General features: G+C 61.1%; 17 protein-coding genes. All 17 read left to right on the top strand.

Annotation, left to right across the window (positions count from 1 at the left end; all coding sequences use genetic code 11):
* The first annotated feature begins 4 nt into the window (after positions 1-4).
* The 17 genes from fliR to AC3ZU9_RS03435 all read left to right on the top strand — a co-directional run bounded on the left by fliR (position 5) and on the right by AC3ZU9_RS03435 (position 17133).
* Positions 5-790 carry a flagellar biosynthetic protein FliR gene (gene fliR / locus AC3ZU9_RS03515; RefSeq protein ID WP_043205710.1) on the top strand — a complete coding sequence of 262 codons (786 nt, stop codon included), beginning with the start codon at positions 5-7 and terminating at the stop codon, positions 788-790.
* Positions 791-793: 3 nt separating this feature from the next.
* A complete protein-coding gene (gene flhB / locus AC3ZU9_RS03510; protein WP_093543720.1) occupies positions 794-1930 on the top strand; it encodes a flagellar biosynthesis protein FlhB in 1137 nt (378 codons plus the stop codon).
* Positions 1931-2282: 352 nt separating this feature from the next.
* Positions 2283-2486 (top strand): transcription antiterminator/RNA stability regulator CspE, encoded by a 204-nt coding sequence (gene cspE, locus AC3ZU9_RS03505; RefSeq protein ID WP_102062042.1) that lies wholly within the window; start codon positions 2283-2285, stop codon positions 2484-2486.
* A gap of 329 nt (positions 2487-2815) precedes the next feature.
* Positions 2816-4930, top strand: a complete 2115-nt coding sequence (flhA, locus tag AC3ZU9_RS03500) for a flagellar biosynthesis protein FlhA (RefSeq protein WP_255610971.1) — start codon at positions 2816-2818, stop codon at positions 4928-4930.
* A 12-nt stretch (positions 4931-4942) separates the two neighbouring features.
* The gene (gene flhF, locus AC3ZU9_RS03495; protein ID WP_015885175.1) at positions 4943-6259 is read left to right on the top strand and encodes a flagellar biosynthesis GTPase FlhF; all 1317 of its coding nucleotides are present in this window, start codon (positions 4943-4945) and stop codon (positions 6257-6259) included.
* Positions 6260-6364: 105 nt separating this feature from the next.
* Positions 6365-7198, top strand: a complete 834-nt coding sequence (gene fleN, locus AC3ZU9_RS03490) for a flagellar synthesis regulator FleN (protein ID WP_003192912.1) — start codon at positions 6365-6367, stop codon at positions 7196-7198.
* Complete coding sequence (gene fliA / locus AC3ZU9_RS03485) at positions 7195-7935, top strand: RNA polymerase sigma factor FliA (RefSeq protein ID WP_015885174.1); 741 nt, start codon at positions 7195-7197, stop codon at positions 7933-7935. The genes fleN and fliA overlap by 4 nt, the downstream gene beginning before the upstream one ends.
* Before the next feature lie 167 nt (positions 7936-8102).
* A complete protein-coding gene (locus tag AC3ZU9_RS03480; protein ID WP_015885173.1) occupies positions 8103-8477 on the top strand; it encodes a chemotaxis response regulator CheY in 375 nt (124 codons plus the stop codon).
* An 18-nt stretch (positions 8478-8495) separates the two neighbouring features.
* A complete protein-coding gene (locus tag AC3ZU9_RS03475; protein WP_015885172.1) occupies positions 8496-9284 on the top strand; it encodes a protein phosphatase CheZ in 789 nt (262 codons plus the stop codon).
* Between the two features lie 11 nt (positions 9285-9295).
* On the top strand, positions 9296-11512 hold the full coding sequence (locus AC3ZU9_RS03470; RefSeq protein ID WP_015885171.1) for a chemotaxis protein CheA: 2217 nt from the start codon (positions 9296-9298) through the stop codon (positions 11510-11512).
* Between the two features lie 48 nt (positions 11513-11560).
* Positions 11561-12694, top strand: coding sequence for a protein-glutamate methylesterase/protein-glutamine glutaminase (locus tag AC3ZU9_RS03465; RefSeq protein ID WP_490090314.1), 1134 nt, complete (start codon positions 11561-11563; stop codon positions 12692-12694).
* On the top strand, positions 12694-13434 hold the full coding sequence (locus AC3ZU9_RS03460; protein WP_010166125.1) for a flagellar motor protein: 741 nt from the start codon (positions 12694-12696) through the stop codon (positions 13432-13434). The genes AC3ZU9_RS03465 and AC3ZU9_RS03460 overlap by 1 nt, the downstream gene beginning before the upstream one ends.
* 205 nt (positions 13435-13639) lie before the next feature.
* Positions 13640-14527, top strand: a complete 888-nt coding sequence (gene motD / locus AC3ZU9_RS03455; protein ID WP_043205705.1) for a flagellar motor protein MotD — start codon at positions 13640-13642, stop codon at positions 14525-14527.
* Positions 14528-14577: 50 nt separating this feature from the next.
* A complete protein-coding gene (locus AC3ZU9_RS03450) occupies positions 14578-15366 on the top strand; it encodes a ParA family protein (protein ID WP_015885168.1) in 789 nt (262 codons plus the stop codon).
* The gene (locus tag AC3ZU9_RS03445) at positions 15366-16178 is read left to right on the top strand and encodes a CheW domain-containing protein (protein WP_015885167.1); all 813 of its coding nucleotides are present in this window, start codon (positions 15366-15368) and stop codon (positions 16176-16178) included. The genes AC3ZU9_RS03450 and AC3ZU9_RS03445 overlap by 1 nt, the downstream gene beginning before the upstream one ends.
* A gap of 79 nt (positions 16179-16257) precedes the next feature.
* Positions 16258-16740, top strand: a complete 483-nt coding sequence (locus AC3ZU9_RS03440; protein WP_005790025.1) for a chemotaxis protein CheW — start codon at positions 16258-16260, stop codon at positions 16738-16740.
* Entirely contained in the window at positions 16741-17133 is a 393-nt protein-coding gene (locus tag AC3ZU9_RS03435) for a DUF2802 domain-containing protein (protein WP_015885166.1), read from the top strand.
* Positions 17134-17521 lie beyond the last annotated feature (388 nt).

Here is a 17521-nt window from a genome sequence, read left to right as displayed (position 1 = left end):
CCCGATGCAATCCTTGCTGGCATTGACCGACACCCAGATCAGCACTTGGGTGGCGTCCTTCATTTTGCCGCTGTTCCGGATAACAGCCATGTTGATGGCCATGCCGGTGTTCGGCACGACCCTCGTGCCACGGCGGATCCGCTTGTATTTCGCCGTGGCTATTACGGTGGTGCTCGTGCCTGGCCTGCCGCCGATGCCGCCGGTCAATGCGCTGGACCTCAGTGCCCTGATGCTCATCGCCGAGCAGGTCCTGATCGGTACGCTGCTGGGCTTCTCGCTGCAGCTGTTTTTCCAGGCGTTTGTGATCGCCGGGCAAATCATCTCGATCCAGATGGGCATGGGCTTCGCGTCCATGGTCGACCCCACCAACGGCGTGTCGGCGGCGGTGATCGGGCAGTTCCTGACCATGCTGGTGACCTTGCTGTTCCTGGCGATGAACGGCCACCTGGTGGCGTTCGAGGTGCTGACCGAAAGCTTCACCACCTTGCCGGTGGGCTCGGGGCTGGTGGTCAACCATTTCTGGGAAGTGGTGGGGCGGCTTGGCTGGGTGTTGGGTGCCTCGCTGTTGCTGGTGCTGCCGGCCATTACTGCGTTGCTGGTGGTCAATATTGCGTTTGGCGTAATGACCCGTGCGGCGCCGCAACTGAACATCTTTTCGATCGGTTTCCCGTTGACCCTGGTATTGGGCATGGGGATTTTCTGGGTCGGCCTGGCTGACATTCTCAATCAGTATCAACCGCTGGCGACCGACGCCTTGCAGTTCTTACGTGATCTGGCACGGGCGCGCTGAGCCATGGCCGAGAGCGAGAGTGGTCAGGACAAAACAGAAGACCCCACGGAGAAACGCAAAAAGGACTCCAGGGAAAAGGGCGAGATTGCGCGCTCTAAAGAGCTCAATACCGTCGCCACCATGATGGCCGGCTCCGGCGCCTTGCTGATCTACGGCGGTGGCCTGGCGCTGGACTTGATGGAGCTGATGAAGCACAACTTCGCCTTGCCCCGCGAAGTGCTGCTCAACCCCGACGCCATGGGCCAGTACCTGCTGCACTCCGGCAAGATCGCGCTCCTGGCGGTGCAGCCGATCCTGATCACCTTGCTGCTGGCCGCGCTGATCGGCCCGGTCGCCTTGGGTGGCTGGCTGTTCGCTGCCGGCAGCATGGCGCCCAAATTCAGCCGCATGAACCCCGGTGCCGGGCTCAAGCGCATGTTTTCCGCCAAGGCCTTGGTGGAGCTGCTCAAGGCCTTGGCCAAGTTCATCCTGATCCTGTTTGTGGCGTTGATGGTGTTGTCGTCCGACATCGACGACCTGCTGCGCATTGCCCATGAACCGCTGGAGTCGGCGATCATCCACAGCGTGCAGGTGGTGGGCTGGAGCGCGCTGTGGATGGCGGCCGGGCTGATCATCATCGCGGCGGTGGATGCGCCGATCCAGCTGTGGGAAAGCCACAAGAAACTGCTGATGACCAAGCAGGAAGTGCGCGATGAGCACAAGGACCAGGAAGGCCGCCCCGAGGTCAAGCAGCGCATTCGCCAGCTGCAGCGGGAAATGTCCCAGCGCAAGATGATGGCCTCGGTGCCCGACGCCGACGTGATCATCACCAACCCGACCCACTACGCCGTGGCCCTCAAGTACGACCCGGAGAAGGGCGGCGCGCCGATGCTGCTGGCCAAGGGCAGCGATTTTACCGCGTTGAAAATCCGTGAAATTGCGGTGGCCCACGACATCCTCCTGCTGGAGTCGCCGGAGCTGGCGCGGTCGATCTTCTACTCCACCGACCTCGACCAGGAAATCCCTGCCGGGTTGTACCTGGCCGTGGCGCAGGTATTGGCCTATGTCTATCAGATTCGCCAGTACCGCGCGGGCAAGGGCAAACGCCCGGATCCGCTCAAAGACCTGCCAATCCCGCCGGAATTGCGCCGCGATTCCTGATTTCTGTTGGCGACCACTCTTCATGAATGCCCGTCTACCTGTCAACTTTGACAGTAGTCACTGGGGCGTTCTCGCGGTTCTATTGCCTAAAGCACTGCGCGAAGGCTGTAGATGAGAGGCAGGGAGAGTGGTTTTGAAGGCGGTCAGAGGCACTGTCAAATATTACGACGAGAAATCCGGGATGGGTTTGATTGCCCTGGAAAACGGTGAAGACGATGTGCGAGTGGACTTCATGGTTTCGCGATGCATTCAGCTTTCCGTGGGCTTGCGGGTGGAGGTCCAGAGAATCCATGGGCGCGATGCGGTCTATGCATCCGCAGTGAGCTTTATCCCGCAAGTCAGGAGAACGGCAATGGCAACGGGTACTGTGAAGTGGTTTAACGCGACGAAGGGGTTTGGGTTTATTACTCCGGATGATGGAAGCGCAGATGTTTTCGCCCATTACTCGGCGATCCAATCGGATGGGTACAAAACCCTGGAAGAGAACCAAAAAGTAGAATACGAAATTGCGGACGGACCGAAGGGCCCGCAGGCCGGAAACATACGGGTTCTGTAAACGTTCATCTGATAACAATCGCCCTGCCTCCATCAGCTGCGCAACGGCTAGAGCGGCTACGGATGCACACCAATCCAAATGTGGGAGGGGGCTTGCTCCCGATAGCGGTGTGTCAGTGGCCTGTTCTTGGCCCGACACACTGCAATCGGGAGCAAGCCTCCTCCCACATTTGATTGGGGTCGCACCCCTTAAAAATCAGACGTCTGCAGCCATCTACGCCCTCAAGACAAAAGTTGGAAGGCTTCTTGCAATACCGCCTGCAGGACGCCTCCCGGCGTCAAAAGTTTGCTTCAAGGAAACGAGGAATACCGGTGGTGGATCGCTCTCAAATGTTCGGCACGGCCCGTACCACCCTGACTGACCTCTCGCGGGGCAATCTGGGTGTGCCGTTGTTGTTGCTGGTCATGCTGGCAATGATGATGTTGCCGATGCCGCCGTTCCTGTTGGACGTGTTCTTCACCTTCAACATCGCCCTGTCGGTGGTGGTGCTGCTGGTGTGCGTCTACGCCTTGCGACCGCTGGATTTCGCGGTATTCCCCACCATTTTGCTGGTCGCGACCCTGTTGCGCCTGGCGCTGAACGTGGCGTCGACCCGTGTGGTCATGCTCCACGGCCAGGACGGCCACGCCGCCGCCGGTAAGGTGATCCAGGCCTTCGGTGAGGTGGTGATCGGCGGTAACTACGTGGTCGGTATCGTGGTGTTTGCGATCCTGATGATCATCAACTTCGTGGTGGTGACCAAGGGCGCCGGGCGGATCTCCGAGGTGAGCGCGCGCTTTACCCTCGACGCCATGCCCGGGAAACAGATGGCCATCGACGCCGACCTCAACGCCGGCCTGATCGACCAGAACCAAGCTAAAACCCGTCGTTTGGAAGTCGCCCAGGAAGCCGAGTTCTACGGCTCCATGGACGGTGCCAGTAAATTCGTGCGCGGTGACGCCATTGCGGGCCTGCTGATCCTGTTCATCAACCTCATCGGCGGCATGGCAGTCGGCATCTTCCAACACGGCATGACTTTCGGCGATGCGGGCAAGGTGTACGCCTTGCTGACCATCGGTGACGGTTTAGTGGCGCAATTGCCATCACTGTTGTTATCCACAGCAGCGGCGATCATGGTGACCCGTGCTTCGGGCTCCGAAGACATGGGCAAGCAGATCAGCCGCCAGATGTTCGCCTCGCCCAAGGCGCTGGCCGTGGCGGCGGGCATTATGGCGATCATGGGCATCGTGCCGGGCATGCCGCACGTGTCGTTCCTCAGCATGGCTGCGCTGGCCGGTGGCGGTGCGTACCTGTTCTGGAAGAAGCAGAACGCCGTCAAGGTTCAAGCCTTGCAGGAAGTCGCGCGCCAGCAGGAGCTGCTGCCATCCCCGGCCCGCGCCCAGGAAACCAAGGAGCTTGGCTGGGATGACGTGACCCCGATCGACATGATCGGCCTGGAAGTCGGCTATCGCCTGATTCCGCTGGTGGACCGCAACCAAGGCGGGCAATTGCTCGCGCGGATCAAGGGTGTGCGCAAGAAGCTGTCCCAGGACCTGGGCTTTTTGATGCCCACTGTGCATATCCGCGACAACCTCGACCTGGCGCCCAGTGCCTACCGCTTGACGCTGATGGGCGTGATCCTGGCCGAAGCCGAGATCTACCCGGACCGCGAGCTGGCGATCAACCCTGGGCAGGTGTTCGGCAGCCTCAATGGCATCACCGCCAAAGATCCGGCTTTTGGCCTGGAAGCGGTATGGATCGAAATCAGCCAGCGCAGCCAGGCCCAGTCGCTCGGCTATACCGTGGTGGACGCCAGCACCGTGGTTGCCACTCACCTTAACCAGATTCTGTACAAGCACTCCCATGAGCTGATCGGCCACGAGGAAGTCCAGCAATTGATGGGTTTGCTCGGCAAAGCCTCACCAAAACTCGCCGAAGAGCTGGTGCCGGGCGTGCTGTCGTTGTCGCAATTGCTCAAAGTGCTGCAGGCGCTGCTGGCCGAACAAGTGCCGGTACGCGACATTCGCAGCATCGCCGAGGCCATCGCCAACAACGCCGCCAAGAGTCAAGATACTGCCGCCTTGGTGGCTGCGGTGCGCGTCGGATTGTCGCGTGCAATCGTGCAAAGCATTGTAGGGCTTGACTCCGAGCTGCCTGTGATCACCTTGGAACCAAGGTTGGAACAAATATTGCTCAATAGTATTCAGAAGGCAGGACAAGGCCAGGAAGAGGGCGTTCTGCTGGAGCCAAGCATGGCTGAGAAGCTGCAGCGTTCGTTGATCGACGCCGCACAGCGCCAGGAAATGCAGGGCCAACCGGTGATCCTGCTGGTGGCAGGCCCCGTCCGGGCGATGTTGTCGCGGTTTGGGCGCCTGGCAGTACCGAATTTGCACGTTTTGGCTTATCAGGAAATTCCTGACAACAAGCAAGTGACTATCGTCGCGACAGTAGGGCCCAACGGCTGAGGGTAGTGGGTTATGCAAGTTAAGCGTTTTTTCGCCGCCGATATGCGTCAGGCCATGAAACTGGTTCGTGATGAGCTGGGCGCCGACGCCGCGATTATCGGAAACCGTCGTATTGCCGGCGGTGTCGAGCTGACGGCTGCCCTGGATTACACCCCCCAGGCCCTGGCGCCACGCGTGCCGAACATGGAGCTTGAAGACGAGCTGCGCAAGACCGCTTCGCGCATTGTCTCGGCCCAGGCTGAGCTGAGCATGCGGGGCGACAGCGATGCCACCACCAATCGCCAGTTGTTCGCTGGCTTGCCGTTGACCGCTGCCGAGCCGCTGGTCGAGCCGACCTTCAAAGAGCCGCCACGTCCGGCCGCGCCTGCCCCGGCTGCGGCTGTCGACCAGCGCGTGTTCGACTCGATGCGCTTTGAACTCAACGGCCTGCGCGAACTGCTCGAAGTGCAGCTTGGCTCGCTGGCCTGGACCCAATTGCAAGGCAGCAAGCCGCAACAGGCCAACCTGTGGCGCCGCCTGCAACGCATCGGCTTGTCCGGCCCGTTGTCCCGCGACCTGCTGGCGCTGACCACCGAAATCGAAGAACCCCGCCAGGCCTGGCGCATGTTGCTGGCCCACTTGGCGCGCATGATTGCCACCCCGGAAATCGAACCCCTGGAAGAGGGCGGTGTGATTGCCATGGTCGGCCCAGCCGGCATGGGCAAGACCACCACCCTGGCCAAGCTGGCCGCACGCTATGTGCTCAAGTACGGCGCGCAGAATATCGCGCTGGTGAGCATGGACAGCTACCGCATTGGCGCCCAGGAACAGCTCAAGACCCTGGGCCGGATCCTCAACGTATCGGTGACCCATGTCGACCCGGGCCAGTCCCTGGCCAACGCCCTCGACCCGCTGCTGCGCAAGCGCGTGGTGCTGATCGATACCGCCGGCCTGCAAGCCAGCGACCCGGCGTTGCGCATGCAACTGGAAAGCCTGGCAGGTCGCGGCATCAAGTCGAAAAATTACCTGGTGCTTGCAACCACCAGCCAGAAACAAGTTCTTACCGCTGCGTACCACAGTTACAAGCGTTGTGGCCTGGCCGGTTGCATCCTCACCAAGCTCGACGAAACTGCGAGCCTGGGCGAGGTGCTGAGCCTGGCCATCAGTCATGAATTGCCGGTCGCCTACCTGACCGACGGACCGCGGATCCCGGATGATCTGCATCTGCCGCGCCGTCATCAGTTGGTCAGCCGCGCAGTCAGCGTGCAAATGCAAGAAGAGCCTAGCGAGGAAGCGATGGCCGATATGTTCGCCGACCTTTACCACAGCCCGGCAAAACGGGTGGGTTGAGTCAGGATGAACACCGTGAAATGTACCTACATCGATGGTCTGCAAGCGATTCACGCGGCCAAGCCATGTAGCCTGCGTCTAAGCAAGACAAGGTAAAGAAATAAAATGGGCAGCATGCATCCCGTACAGGTGATCGCGGTGACCGGCGGCAAAGGTGGCGTCGGGAAAACTAACGTGTCAGTGAATTTGTCCCTGGCCCTGGCAGAGCTTGGCCGTCGCGTCATGCTGCTGGATGCTGACCTGGGGCTGGCGAACGTCGACGTTCTGCTGGGGCTGACGCCCAAACACACCCTTGCCGATGTGATCGAGGGCCGCTGTGAGCTGCGCGATGTGCTGCTGCAGGGCCCTGGCGGCATCCGCATCGTGCCTGCCGCCTCCGGCACCCAGAGCATGGTGCACCTGAGCCCGGCACAGCATGCCGGGCTGATCCAGGCCTTCAGTGATATCGGCGACAACCTCGACGTGCTGGTGATCGACACCGCGGCCGGGATCGGCGAGTCCGTGGTCAGCTTCGTGCGCGCCGCGCAGGAAGTATTGCTGGTGGTCTGCGACGAACCCACCTCGATCACCGACGCCTACGCCCTGATCAAACTGCTTAACCGTGACTACGGCATGAACCGCTTCCGCGTGCTGGCCAACATGGCCCAGAGCCCGCAGGAAGGGCGCAACCTGTTCGCCAAGTTGACCAAGGTCACGGATCGCTTCCTCGATGTCGCCTTACAATACGTCGGCGCAGTTCCCTACGACGAGTGTGTGCGCAAGGCTGTGCAAAAGCAGCGTGCAGTCTACGAAGCGTTCCCTCGTTCCAAATGCGCATTGGCGTTCAAGGCTATTGCCCAGAAGGTCGATACCTGGCCGTTGCCCGCCAACCCTCGGGGGCATCTGGAGTTTTTCGTCGAGCGATTGGTGCATCAGACGAGCGCAGGACCCGTGCTATGACAGCGAACGGCTATAACGCTTACAAAAAGTCGGCCCGTGACAGCCAGGGTGAGTTGATCGAGCGCTACGCGCCACTGGTCAAGCGCATCGCCTATCACTTGCTGGCACGCCTGCCCGCCAGCGTCCAGGTCGAAGACCTGATCCAGGCGGGCATGATCGGTTTGCTCGAAGTGTCGACCAAATACGACGCGAGCAAGGGGGCGAGCTTCGAGACGTATGCGGGGATTCGTATCCGTGGCGCGATGCTCGACGAGGTGCGTAAAGGTGACTGGGCACCACGTTCGGTGCATCGCAATACGCGCATGGTCAGTGACGCAATTCGCGCAATTGAAGCAAAAACCGGTCGCGACGCTAAAGATCACGAAGTTGCGGCCGAACTCCAATTGAGTCTCGACGATTATTACGGGATTTTGAACGATACCTTGGGCAGCCGCCTGTTCAGTTTCGACGACCTCTTGCAGGACGGCGAGCACGAAGGGCTGCACGAGGATGGCGCGAGTGCTCATATGGAGCCGTCGCGTGACCTGGAAGATGAACGCTTCCAGGGTGCGCTGGCGGACGCGATTGCCAATTTGCCGGAGCGTGAGCGGTTGGTGTTGGCGCTGTACTACGACGAAGAGCTGAACCTCAAGGAAATCGGTGAGGTCCTGGGGGTCAGCGAATCGCGGGTCAGCCAGTTGCACAGCCAGTGCGCAGCCCGCTTGCGGGGGCGTTTGGGAGAGTGGCGAGCGCGCTGACAGGCAGTGTGGGGACACTGCAGACGATACCGCGAGGGCAGCAAGCCTTCGCGGTTTCGACCCGTGGTGCCCGAGGCGTCCTTTTTGTGTAATGCCTGTTGATTGAAATGGCGCGTCCAGGTGCTGGGCGCGTTTAAGACTGCTTGGAGGTCGAATTGGACAAGAACATGAAAATCCTCATCGTTGATGACTTTTCAACGATGCGGCGGATCATAAAAAACCTGTTGCGTGACCTTGGGTTCACTAACACGGTCGAGGCGGATGACGGCATTACGGCGATTCCGATCCTCAACAGCGGGAGCATCGACTTTCTGGTAACGGACTGGAACATGCCGGGCATGACCGGTATCGACTTGCTGCGCCACGTGCGCGCTGACGAAAAACTACGCAGCCTTCCCGTGCTGATGGTGACCGCCGAAGCCAAGCGTGAACAGATCATCGAAGCCGCCCAAGCCGGGGTTAACGGTTACGTGGTCAAGCCATTCACTGCATTGGCCTTGAAAGAGAAGATCGAAAAAATCTTCGAACGCATCCACGGCTAATGCCATCGCGGGGGAGCTATGGAGCATAAAGAAACGTCACAGGGAGACTTTGAGTCGACCCTGAAAAAGCATGCTCACCAGTTGGTCGACAGCCTTGAAAAAGGCCAGTTCGGCGATGCGGTGCAGTTAATCCATGAGCTCAATCAGACCCGTGACCGCGGCCTGTATCAGGAAGTGGGCAAGCTCACGCGCGAGCTGCACAGTGCGATCGTCAATTTCCAGATTGACCCGCATATGCCCCAGGCCGAAGAGATCTCGCAGATCACCGATGCCACCGAACGCCTGTCCTATGTGGTCAGGCTGACTGAGGCGGCGGCCAACCGCACCATGGACCTGGTGGAAAACGCCACGCCCCTGGTCAACGGCATGGCCACCGAGGCCCAGGCCTTGAGCCACGACTGGGGCCGTTTCATGCGCCGCGAAGTCGGGGCTGAAGAGTTTCGTGAGTTGGCGCGTCGGGTCGACGGGTTCTTGTCACGCAGCGAGCAGGAAAACCGCACGGTTTCCAGCAACCTCAACGACATTCTGCTGGCCCAGGATTACCAGGACCTCACCGGTCAGGTGATCAAGCGTGTGACCCAATTGGTCACCGAAGTGGAAAGCAACTTGCTCAAATTGGTGCTTATGGCAGGCCAGGTTGATCGTTTCGCCGGCATTGAACATGACCGCGAAGCGATCCTCTCGGAAAAAGATCCACAAAAACATCTCGCCAAGGGTGAAGGTCCGCAGATTCATGCCGATAAACGTGAAGACGTTATGTCAGGTCAGGATGACGTAGATGACCTGTTATCCAGTTTAGGCTTCTAAGGAGCACACCCATGAGCTTCGGCGCCGATGAAGAGATCCTTCAGGATTTCCTTGTAGAGGCCGGCGAAATTTTAGAGCAACTGTCCGAGCAACTGGTCGAGCTGGAAAGCCGCCCGGATGATGCGAACCTGCTCAATGCAATTTTTCGCGGTTTTCATACTGTAAAAGGGGGCGCCGGCTTCCTCCAGCTCCATGAGCTGGTGGAGTGCTGCCACATCGCCGAGAACGTGTTCGACATCCTGCGCAAGGGTGAGCGTCACGTTGATTCGGAGTTGATGGACGTGATTCTCGAAGCACTCGATGCGGTCAACGGCATGTTCAGCGAAGTGCGCGAACGTGCCCCGATCACCGCAGCCACTCCGGAGCTGCTGGCCGCCCTGGCGCGCTATGCCGAGCCTGCCGACCTGTCGGCTGCGCCGGTGGCTGAAGCGGCGCCGGAACCTGTGGCAGAGCCCGAAGCGGATGTGACCGACAGCGAGTTTGAACAGCTGCTCAACTCCCTCAGTGCCGTCAAGGCCGAGGCAGAAGCACCGGCCGCCGTTGCTCCGGCAGCGGCGCCGACCAGCGAAGACATTACCGACGCTGAGTTCGAATCCCTGCTCGACCAGTTGCACGGCAAAGGCCAGTTCGCGGCCGACGCCGTGCCACCGGCTGCTGCTGCCGCGGCACCTGCCGCGCCCGTCAGCACTGACATCACCGACGACGAATTTGAAGCGTTGCTCGACCAACTGCATGGCAAGGGCACTTTCGCGGCCGATGCCTTGCCGGCCGTCGCCGCCACGCCTGCAGCGGCTGCCAGCACTGCAGCGCCTGCCGCTGCTGCACCGGCAGGCGATGGGTTGATTTCCGATCACGAATTCGAGTCCCTGCTGGACGAGTTGCACGGCAAGGGCAAGTTCAGCGAAGTTGCTCCGGCCGCTGCGGTGGCCACGGCTGCACCGGTTGCCGCCAAAGCCGCCGCCCCTGCACCGGCCGCCAAGCCTGCGCCCGCACCGGCCGCCGCTCCGGCGCCTGCACGTGCTGCAGCGGCACCGGTTGCCGAGAAGCCCGCCAGTGAAGCCGAAACCACCGTGCGGGTTGATACCGCGCGCCTGGACGACATCATGAACATGGTCGGCGAACTGGTGCTGGTGCGTAACCGCCTGGTCCGCCTGGGCCTGAGCAGCGGCGATGAAGCCATGCAGAAGGCCGTGTCGAACCTCGACGTGGTGACCGCCGACCTGCAGACCGCCGTGATGAAAACGCGGATGCAGCCGATCAAGAAAGTCTTCGGCCGCTTCCCACGGCTGGTTCGTGACCTGGCTCGCCAGCTCAAGAAAGAGATCAACCTGGAACTGGTGGGTGAAGAAACCGACCTCGACAAAAACCTTGTCGAGGCCCTGGCCGACCCGCTGGTCCACTTGGTGCGCAACGCCGTCGACCACGGCGTGGAAACCCCGGAAGAACGTGAAGCCTCGGGCAAGTCCCGTGGCGGCAAGGTGATCCTGGCGGCGGAGCAAGAAGGCGACCACATCCTGCTGTCGATCACCGATGACGGCAAGGGCATGGACCCGAACATCTTGCGCAGCATCGCGGTCAAGCGTGGCGTGATGGACAAGGACGCCGCCGACCGCCTGACCGACACCGAGTGCTACAACCTGATCTTTGCCCCGGGCTTCTCGACCAAGACCGAGATCTCCGACGTGTCCGGCCGTGGCGTCGGCATGGACGTGGTGAAGACCAAGATCAGCCAGCTCAACGGCTCGATCAATATCTACTCGACCAAGGGCCAGGGCTCGAAGATCGTCATCAAGGTGCCGTTGACCCTGGCGATCATGCCGACCTTGATGGTGATGCTGGGCAACCAGGCGTTCGCCTTCCCGCTGGTCAACGTCAACGAAATCTTCCACCTCGACCTGTCGCGCACCAACGTGGTGGACGGCCAGGAAGTGGTGATCGTGCGCGACAAGGCGTTGCCGCTGTTTTACCTCAAGCGTTGGCTGGTGGCATCGGCTGCCCATGAAGAGCAGCGCGAAGGCCATGTGGTGATCCTCTCCGTGGGCACCCAGCGGATCGGCTTTGTCGTCGATCAGTTGGTGGGCCAGGAAGAAGTGGTCATCAAGCCTTTGGGCAAAATGCTGCAGGGAACCCCGGGCATGTCGGGTGCGACCATCACCGGTGACGGTCGGATCGCGCTGATTCTCGATGTTCCGAGCATGCTCAAGCGTTACGCCGCTCGGCGTATTTGATTCTGGTGGGGCAGGGCGGTAATGCCCGCCCCGCCTAACGGAGTGTTTATGGCAGTCAAGGTCCTGGTGGTGGACGATTCGGGTTTCTTCCGCCGTCGCGTCTCGGAAATTCTTTCCGCCGATCCAACGATCCAGGTGGTCGGCACGGCCACCAACGGCAAAGAAGCGATTGATCAAGCCATTGCGTTGAAGCCGGACGTGATCACCATGGACTACGAGATGCCGATGATGGATGGCATCACGGCAGTTCGCCATATCATGCAACGCTGCCCGACCCCGGTGTTGATGTTCTCCTCGCTGACCCACGAAGGCGCCCGAGTGACCCTCGACGCGTTGGACGCTGGCGCGGTGGATTTCCTGCCGAAGAATTTCGAAGACATCTCGCGCAACCCCGAGAAGGTCAAGCAGATGCTGTGCGAGAAGGTGCACAGTATTTCGCGCAGTAACCGACGCAGCCTGTTCAGCGCGCCGACGCCGACGCCTGCACCGGTCGCGGCCCCGTCTGCGCCGGCGCCTTCGTTTGGTCGACCTGCTCCTGCGCCAGCGCCGGTTGTTCGGCCTGCCGTGGCGCCTGCCCGTGCATCGGCCTCCAGCGCTCATTCGCCGGCGCCCAAGCGCAAGGCCTACAAGCTGGTCGCCATCGGTACATCCACCGGCGGCCCGGTCGCCCTGCAGCGCGTGTTGACTCAACTGCCGGCCAACTTTCCGGCGCCGATTGTGCTGATCCAGCACATGCCCGCCGCCTTCACCAAAGCCTTCGCCGAACGCCTGGACAAGCTGTGCCGCATCACCGTCAAGGAAGCGGAGGATGGTGACATCCTGCGCCCTGGCCTGGCGTTGCTGGCCCCAGGTGGCAAGCAAATGATGGTGGACGGGCGTGGCGCGATCAAAATCCTGCCGGGCGATGAGCGCCTGAACTACAAGCCGTGCGTGGATATCACCTTCGGTTCGGCAGCCAAGTCCTACGGCGACAAAGTTCTGGCGGTGGTGCTCACCGGCATGGGCGCCGACGGCCGTGAAGGCGCGCGCCTGCTCAAGCAGGGCGGCAGCGCCATCTGGGCGCAGGACGAAGCCAGCTGCGTGATCTATGGCATGCCCATGGCCATCGTCAAAGCGGACCTGGCCGACGCGGTCTACAGCCTGGACGATATCGGCAAGCATCTGGTGGAGGCTTGCCTCTGATGGATGTATTGAGCCTGATCGGCATCATCATGGCGTTTGTCGCGATCATCGGCGGCAACTACCTCGAAGGCGGCCATCTCGGCGCCTTGGCCAACGGTCCGGCAGCGTTGATCGTGATCGGCGGCACGGTGGGCGCGGCATTGCTGCAGTCGCCCATGAGTTCGTTCAAGCGTGCCATGCAGATCCTGATCTGGATTATTTTCCCGCCGCGTGTCGACTTGCCGGGCGGCATCGACCGAGTGGTCAACTGGAGCCTCACCGCCCGCAAGGAAGGCCTGCTGGGCCTGGAAGGCGTGGCCGATGCCGAGCCCGACAGCTACGCGCGCAAAGGCCTGCAATTGCTGGTGGACGGTGCCGAGCCGGAAGCGATCCGCAGCATCCTGGAGGTGGATTTCTACACCCAGGAAAGCCGCGACATCAATGCCGCCAAAGTCTTTGAAAGCATGGGCGGCTACGCGCCGACCATCGGCATCATCGGTGCGGTCATGGGCCTGATCCACGTGATGGGCAACCTGGCCGACCCTTCGCAACTGGGCAGCGGGATTGCCGTGGCGTTTGTCGCCACCATCTACGGCGTGGCGAGTGCCAACCTGGTGCTGTTGCCGGTGGCGAGCAAGCTCAAGTCAATCGCCATGCGCCAGTCGCGTTATCGCGAAATGCTGCTCGAAGGCATCCTGTCGATCGCCGAGGGCGAGAACCCGCGTTCGATCGAATTGAAGCTCCAGGGCTTCATGGATTGATGGGTATGAACATCGACACGACCTTACTGTGGCGAGCGAGCTTGCTCGCGCTGGGCTGCGAAGCAGCCCCAAGACGTGCAACCCGGTTTCCGCGAGAGAGCGGTGGTGGATTTATCAGGGCCGCTTCGCGCCCCAACGCGAGCAAGCTCGCTCGCCACAATGAACCGGTTGGCAGTGAGTCTTGTGTTCAGGGAGGTAGTTGCCTGTGAGCCGTCGCCGTCGCGAGCCTGAAGAACACGTTAACCACGAACGCTGGCTGGTGTCCTACGCGGACTTCATCACCTTGCTGTTCGCGTTTTTTGTGGTGATGTACTCCATCTCGTCGGTCAATGAAGGCAAGTACAAAGTCATTTCCCAGGCGCTGATCGGCGTGTTCAACGACGCCGACCGCGCCCTCAAGCCGATTCCTATCGGTGAAGAACGGCCCAAGACCGTGACCCCGGCCAAGCCGCTGGTCAACGACAGTGACGAAACCGCCGCCGGCGTGGGCGGCACCAGCGATCCGCTGAAAAGCATCGCCGACGACATCAGTGCCGCGTTTGGCGACCTGATCAGCTCCAACCAGATGACCGTACGTGGCAATGAGTTGTGGGTGGAGATCGAGCTCAATTCCAGCCTGCTGTTCGCCAGCGCCGATGCGATGCCCAGCGACCAGGCGTTTACCATTATCGACAAAGTGGCGTCGATCCTGCGGCCGTTTGAAAACCCGATCCACGTTGAAGGCTTTACCGACAACTTTCCGATCAACACGGCGCAGTACCCGACCAACTGGGAACTGTCTTCGGCGCGTGCCGCCAGCATCGTTCGCATGCTCGCGATGCAGGGCGTGAACCCCGGACGGCTGGCCTCGGTAGGGTACGGCGAGTTCCAGCCGGTGGCCAATAACGCTACGGTGGAAGGCCGCGCGCGCAACCGTCGCGTGGTGCTGGTGGTGTCTCGCAACCTGGATGTACGCCGCAGCCTGACCGGCACGGGCACCGCCAATGCAACACCGGATGCGGCCTTGAAGCGGGCTGGCACACAAACTGCACCGGCCCCTGCAAAGCCGCCGGTTCGTCAGAGTGCCGTCAATTCTCCGTCGCCGGCTCAATAACCTATGCAATGTCTCGGTCGCGCCAATGCCTGCCGGGAGGAACCAACCGAATGAGAGTCTGGGCAGTTGCCAATCAAAAAGGTGGAGTCGGCAAGACCACCACCTCCATCGCTTTAGCCGGCTTGCTGGCGGAGGCGGGCAAGCGTGTGGTCGTGGTGGACCTGGATCCCCATGGCTCGATGACCAGCTATTTCGGCTACGACCCGGATGCGCTGGAGCACAGCAACTACGACCTGTTCCTGCACAAAGGCAGCGTGCCTGCCGACTTGCCGGGGCAACTGCTGCTGCCGACCAGCAATGAAAGCATTTCCTTGCTGCCGTCCAGCACCGCGCTGGCAACCCTTGAGCGCCAGTCGCCGGGGCAAAGTGGCCTGGGCCTGGTGATCGCCAAGACCCTGGCGCAATTGTGGCAGGACTTCGACTACGCGATTATCGACAGCCCGCCGTTGCTGGGCGTGCTGATGGTCAACGCCTTGGCGGCCAGCCAGCAACTGGTGATCCCGGTGCAGACCGAACACCTGGCGGTCAAAGGCCTGGAGCGTATGGTCAGCACCCTCGCGATGATCAACCGCTCGCGTAAGCAGGCGTTGCCCTACAGCATCGTGCCGACCCTGTTCGACCGTCGCACCCAGGCGTCCCTCGGCACGTTGCGCGTATTGCGCGATGCCTACCCGGACACCATCTGGAATGGCTACATACCGGTGGACACGCGCCTGCGTGACGCCAGCCGCGCCGGCCTGACGCCGTCGCAGTTCGACGGCAAGAGCCGTGGCGTGCTGGCGTACCGCGCGTTGCTCAAGCACCTGCTGTCCCAGCAACTTGTGGCGCAGGTGGCGTGATGAACCGTCCCGTCGAACTCAAGACCAAGACCCGGCCGCAACTGGCGCTGGAATCCTATCTGGATGCCTTGCTGCAGGAGGCCACGGCGCAAGAACTGCCCGAACCGATCCTGGTGCTGGAGCCCGCCGTCGAACCCGAAGCCGCACTGGATGAATTCCAGTTGGCGGTGCTGGAAGAACAAGCGCGTGATGCGCAGATTGTGGTGCCGATCACGCCCACGGTGGTGGCGCCTGTCGTGGCTGCGCCTGTGGTGGTTGCACCCGTCGTGGTCGAGCCGGTGGTCGAAGTCCATCTGCCGCCGAGCATCACACCGCCACCGGTCACCGGTGATGGCCGCCCGGCGTGGGCCGCCGAGCCGTTCGAGTGCCTGCTGTTCGACGTCGCCGGGCTGACCCTGGCGGTGCCACTGGTCTGCCTGGGCTCGATCTATTCCCTGGAAGGCCAGGAGCTGACGCCGCTGTTCGGGCAACCGGAGTGGTTCCTCGGCATCCTGCCCAGCCAGGCCGGCAACCTTAAGGTGCTGGACACCGCGCGTTGGGTCATGCCCGACCGCTACCGCGATGATTTTCGCCAGGGCTTGCAGTATGTGATTTCGGTGCAAGGCTATGAGTGGGGGCTGGCGGTGCATCAAGTCAGCCGCTCGTTGCGCCTGGACCCGAACGAAATCAAATGGCGCAGCCACCGGGGCCAACGGCCTTGGCTGGCGGGTACCGTGATCGAACACATGTGCGCGTTGCTCGACGTCGCCGAACTGGCCGAGTTGATTGCCAGTGGCGCGGTCAAGGCGATGCCACAGAACAAACGCAGTTGATTGAACAATAAGGTCCGCATGCGAGTGCGGTCAGCGAAGCACACACGCCGTATACATCGGCATTTGAGGGGTCAGGGGTATGAATAAGTCAGCGTCCGCACAAGGTTTAGATGATCCGATCCTGCAATGGGTTACCTTCAAACTGGACAACGAAACCTACGGCATTAACGTGATGCGCGTGCAGGAAGTGCTGCGCTACACCGAGATCGCTCCGGTACCGGGTGCGCCAAGCTACGTGCTGGGCATCATCAACCTGCGCGGCAACGTGGTCACGGTCATCGACACGCGTCAGCGTTTCGGCCTGGATACCGTTGAAGTCAGCGACAACACGCGCATCGTGATCATTGAAGCCGACAAGCAAGTGGTCGGTATCATGGTCGACAGCGTGGCCGAAGTGGTTTACCTGCGCCAATCGGAAGTGGAAACCGCGCCGAACGTCGGTAACGAAGAATCCGCCAAATTCATCCAGGGCGTGTGCAACAAGAACAACGAACTGCTGATTCTGGTTGAGCTGGACAAGATGATGAGCGAAGAAGAATGGTCGGAACTGGAGAGCATCTGATTGTTCTTTGAGGCCGTGGTAATTGTCCTGGCCCTGTTGTGGGCCGGGACGTTGGCATTCTTGCTGCGTTATGTGCGCCAGCAGCGTGAGTTGGGCCTGCAACAGGCCGAGCGTGATGCGGTGCGTGACCGGCGCATTCTGGAGTTGGTCAAGCGGGTTGATCATTACCAGCAGAGTGCGGTGAAGGTGGGGGATGAGGTGCATGAACTGCGCGCCATTCTTGCGCCGTTGCCCGATAAACTTGCGCAGATTGAGCAGCGGGATCCTTCCAGTCTTTCGTTTGCACAGGCGGCGAAGTTGGTGGGGATGGGGGCTACGGTGGATGAGCTTACTCAATCGTGTGGGTTGACCCAGGCTGAGGCGCAGTTGATGAGTAAGCTTCATAAGAGCTGATTGGGTACCTATCCATTGCTGCGGTAAAGGCTAACCCGGCGTCCTGCCGGTTTACCCACGCTCCAAAGCCTGCGTTCGGCCAGCGCGTTTGACTGGGCGCCCTAGATCAAAAGCAAGAGCACGGCGGCCTGGAGCCGGCCGGGTTCTGACTGTCGATCTCGGTTAAATGTGGGAGGGAGCTTGCTCCCGATAGCCGTCGGGCAATTGCAGATGTATTGGCTGACACACTGCAATCGGGGGCAAGCCCCCTCCCACCGTTTGATCTCCATACATCAGGTAGCCCCCGAGCCTAGGCGAGGTGCCGGGGGACAGGCCCACCATTACCAAAAAAATGGATAGGCACTCAGTAAACCAAACCCACTCCCCAAAGGTCCCATTCTCCAAGCAC

It is taken from the genome of Pseudomonas sp. A39, from assembly GCF_058145955.1.
The sequence above is the reverse complement of the archived record's forward strand: the minus strand, read 5'-3'. Positions and strand labels throughout refer to the sequence as shown.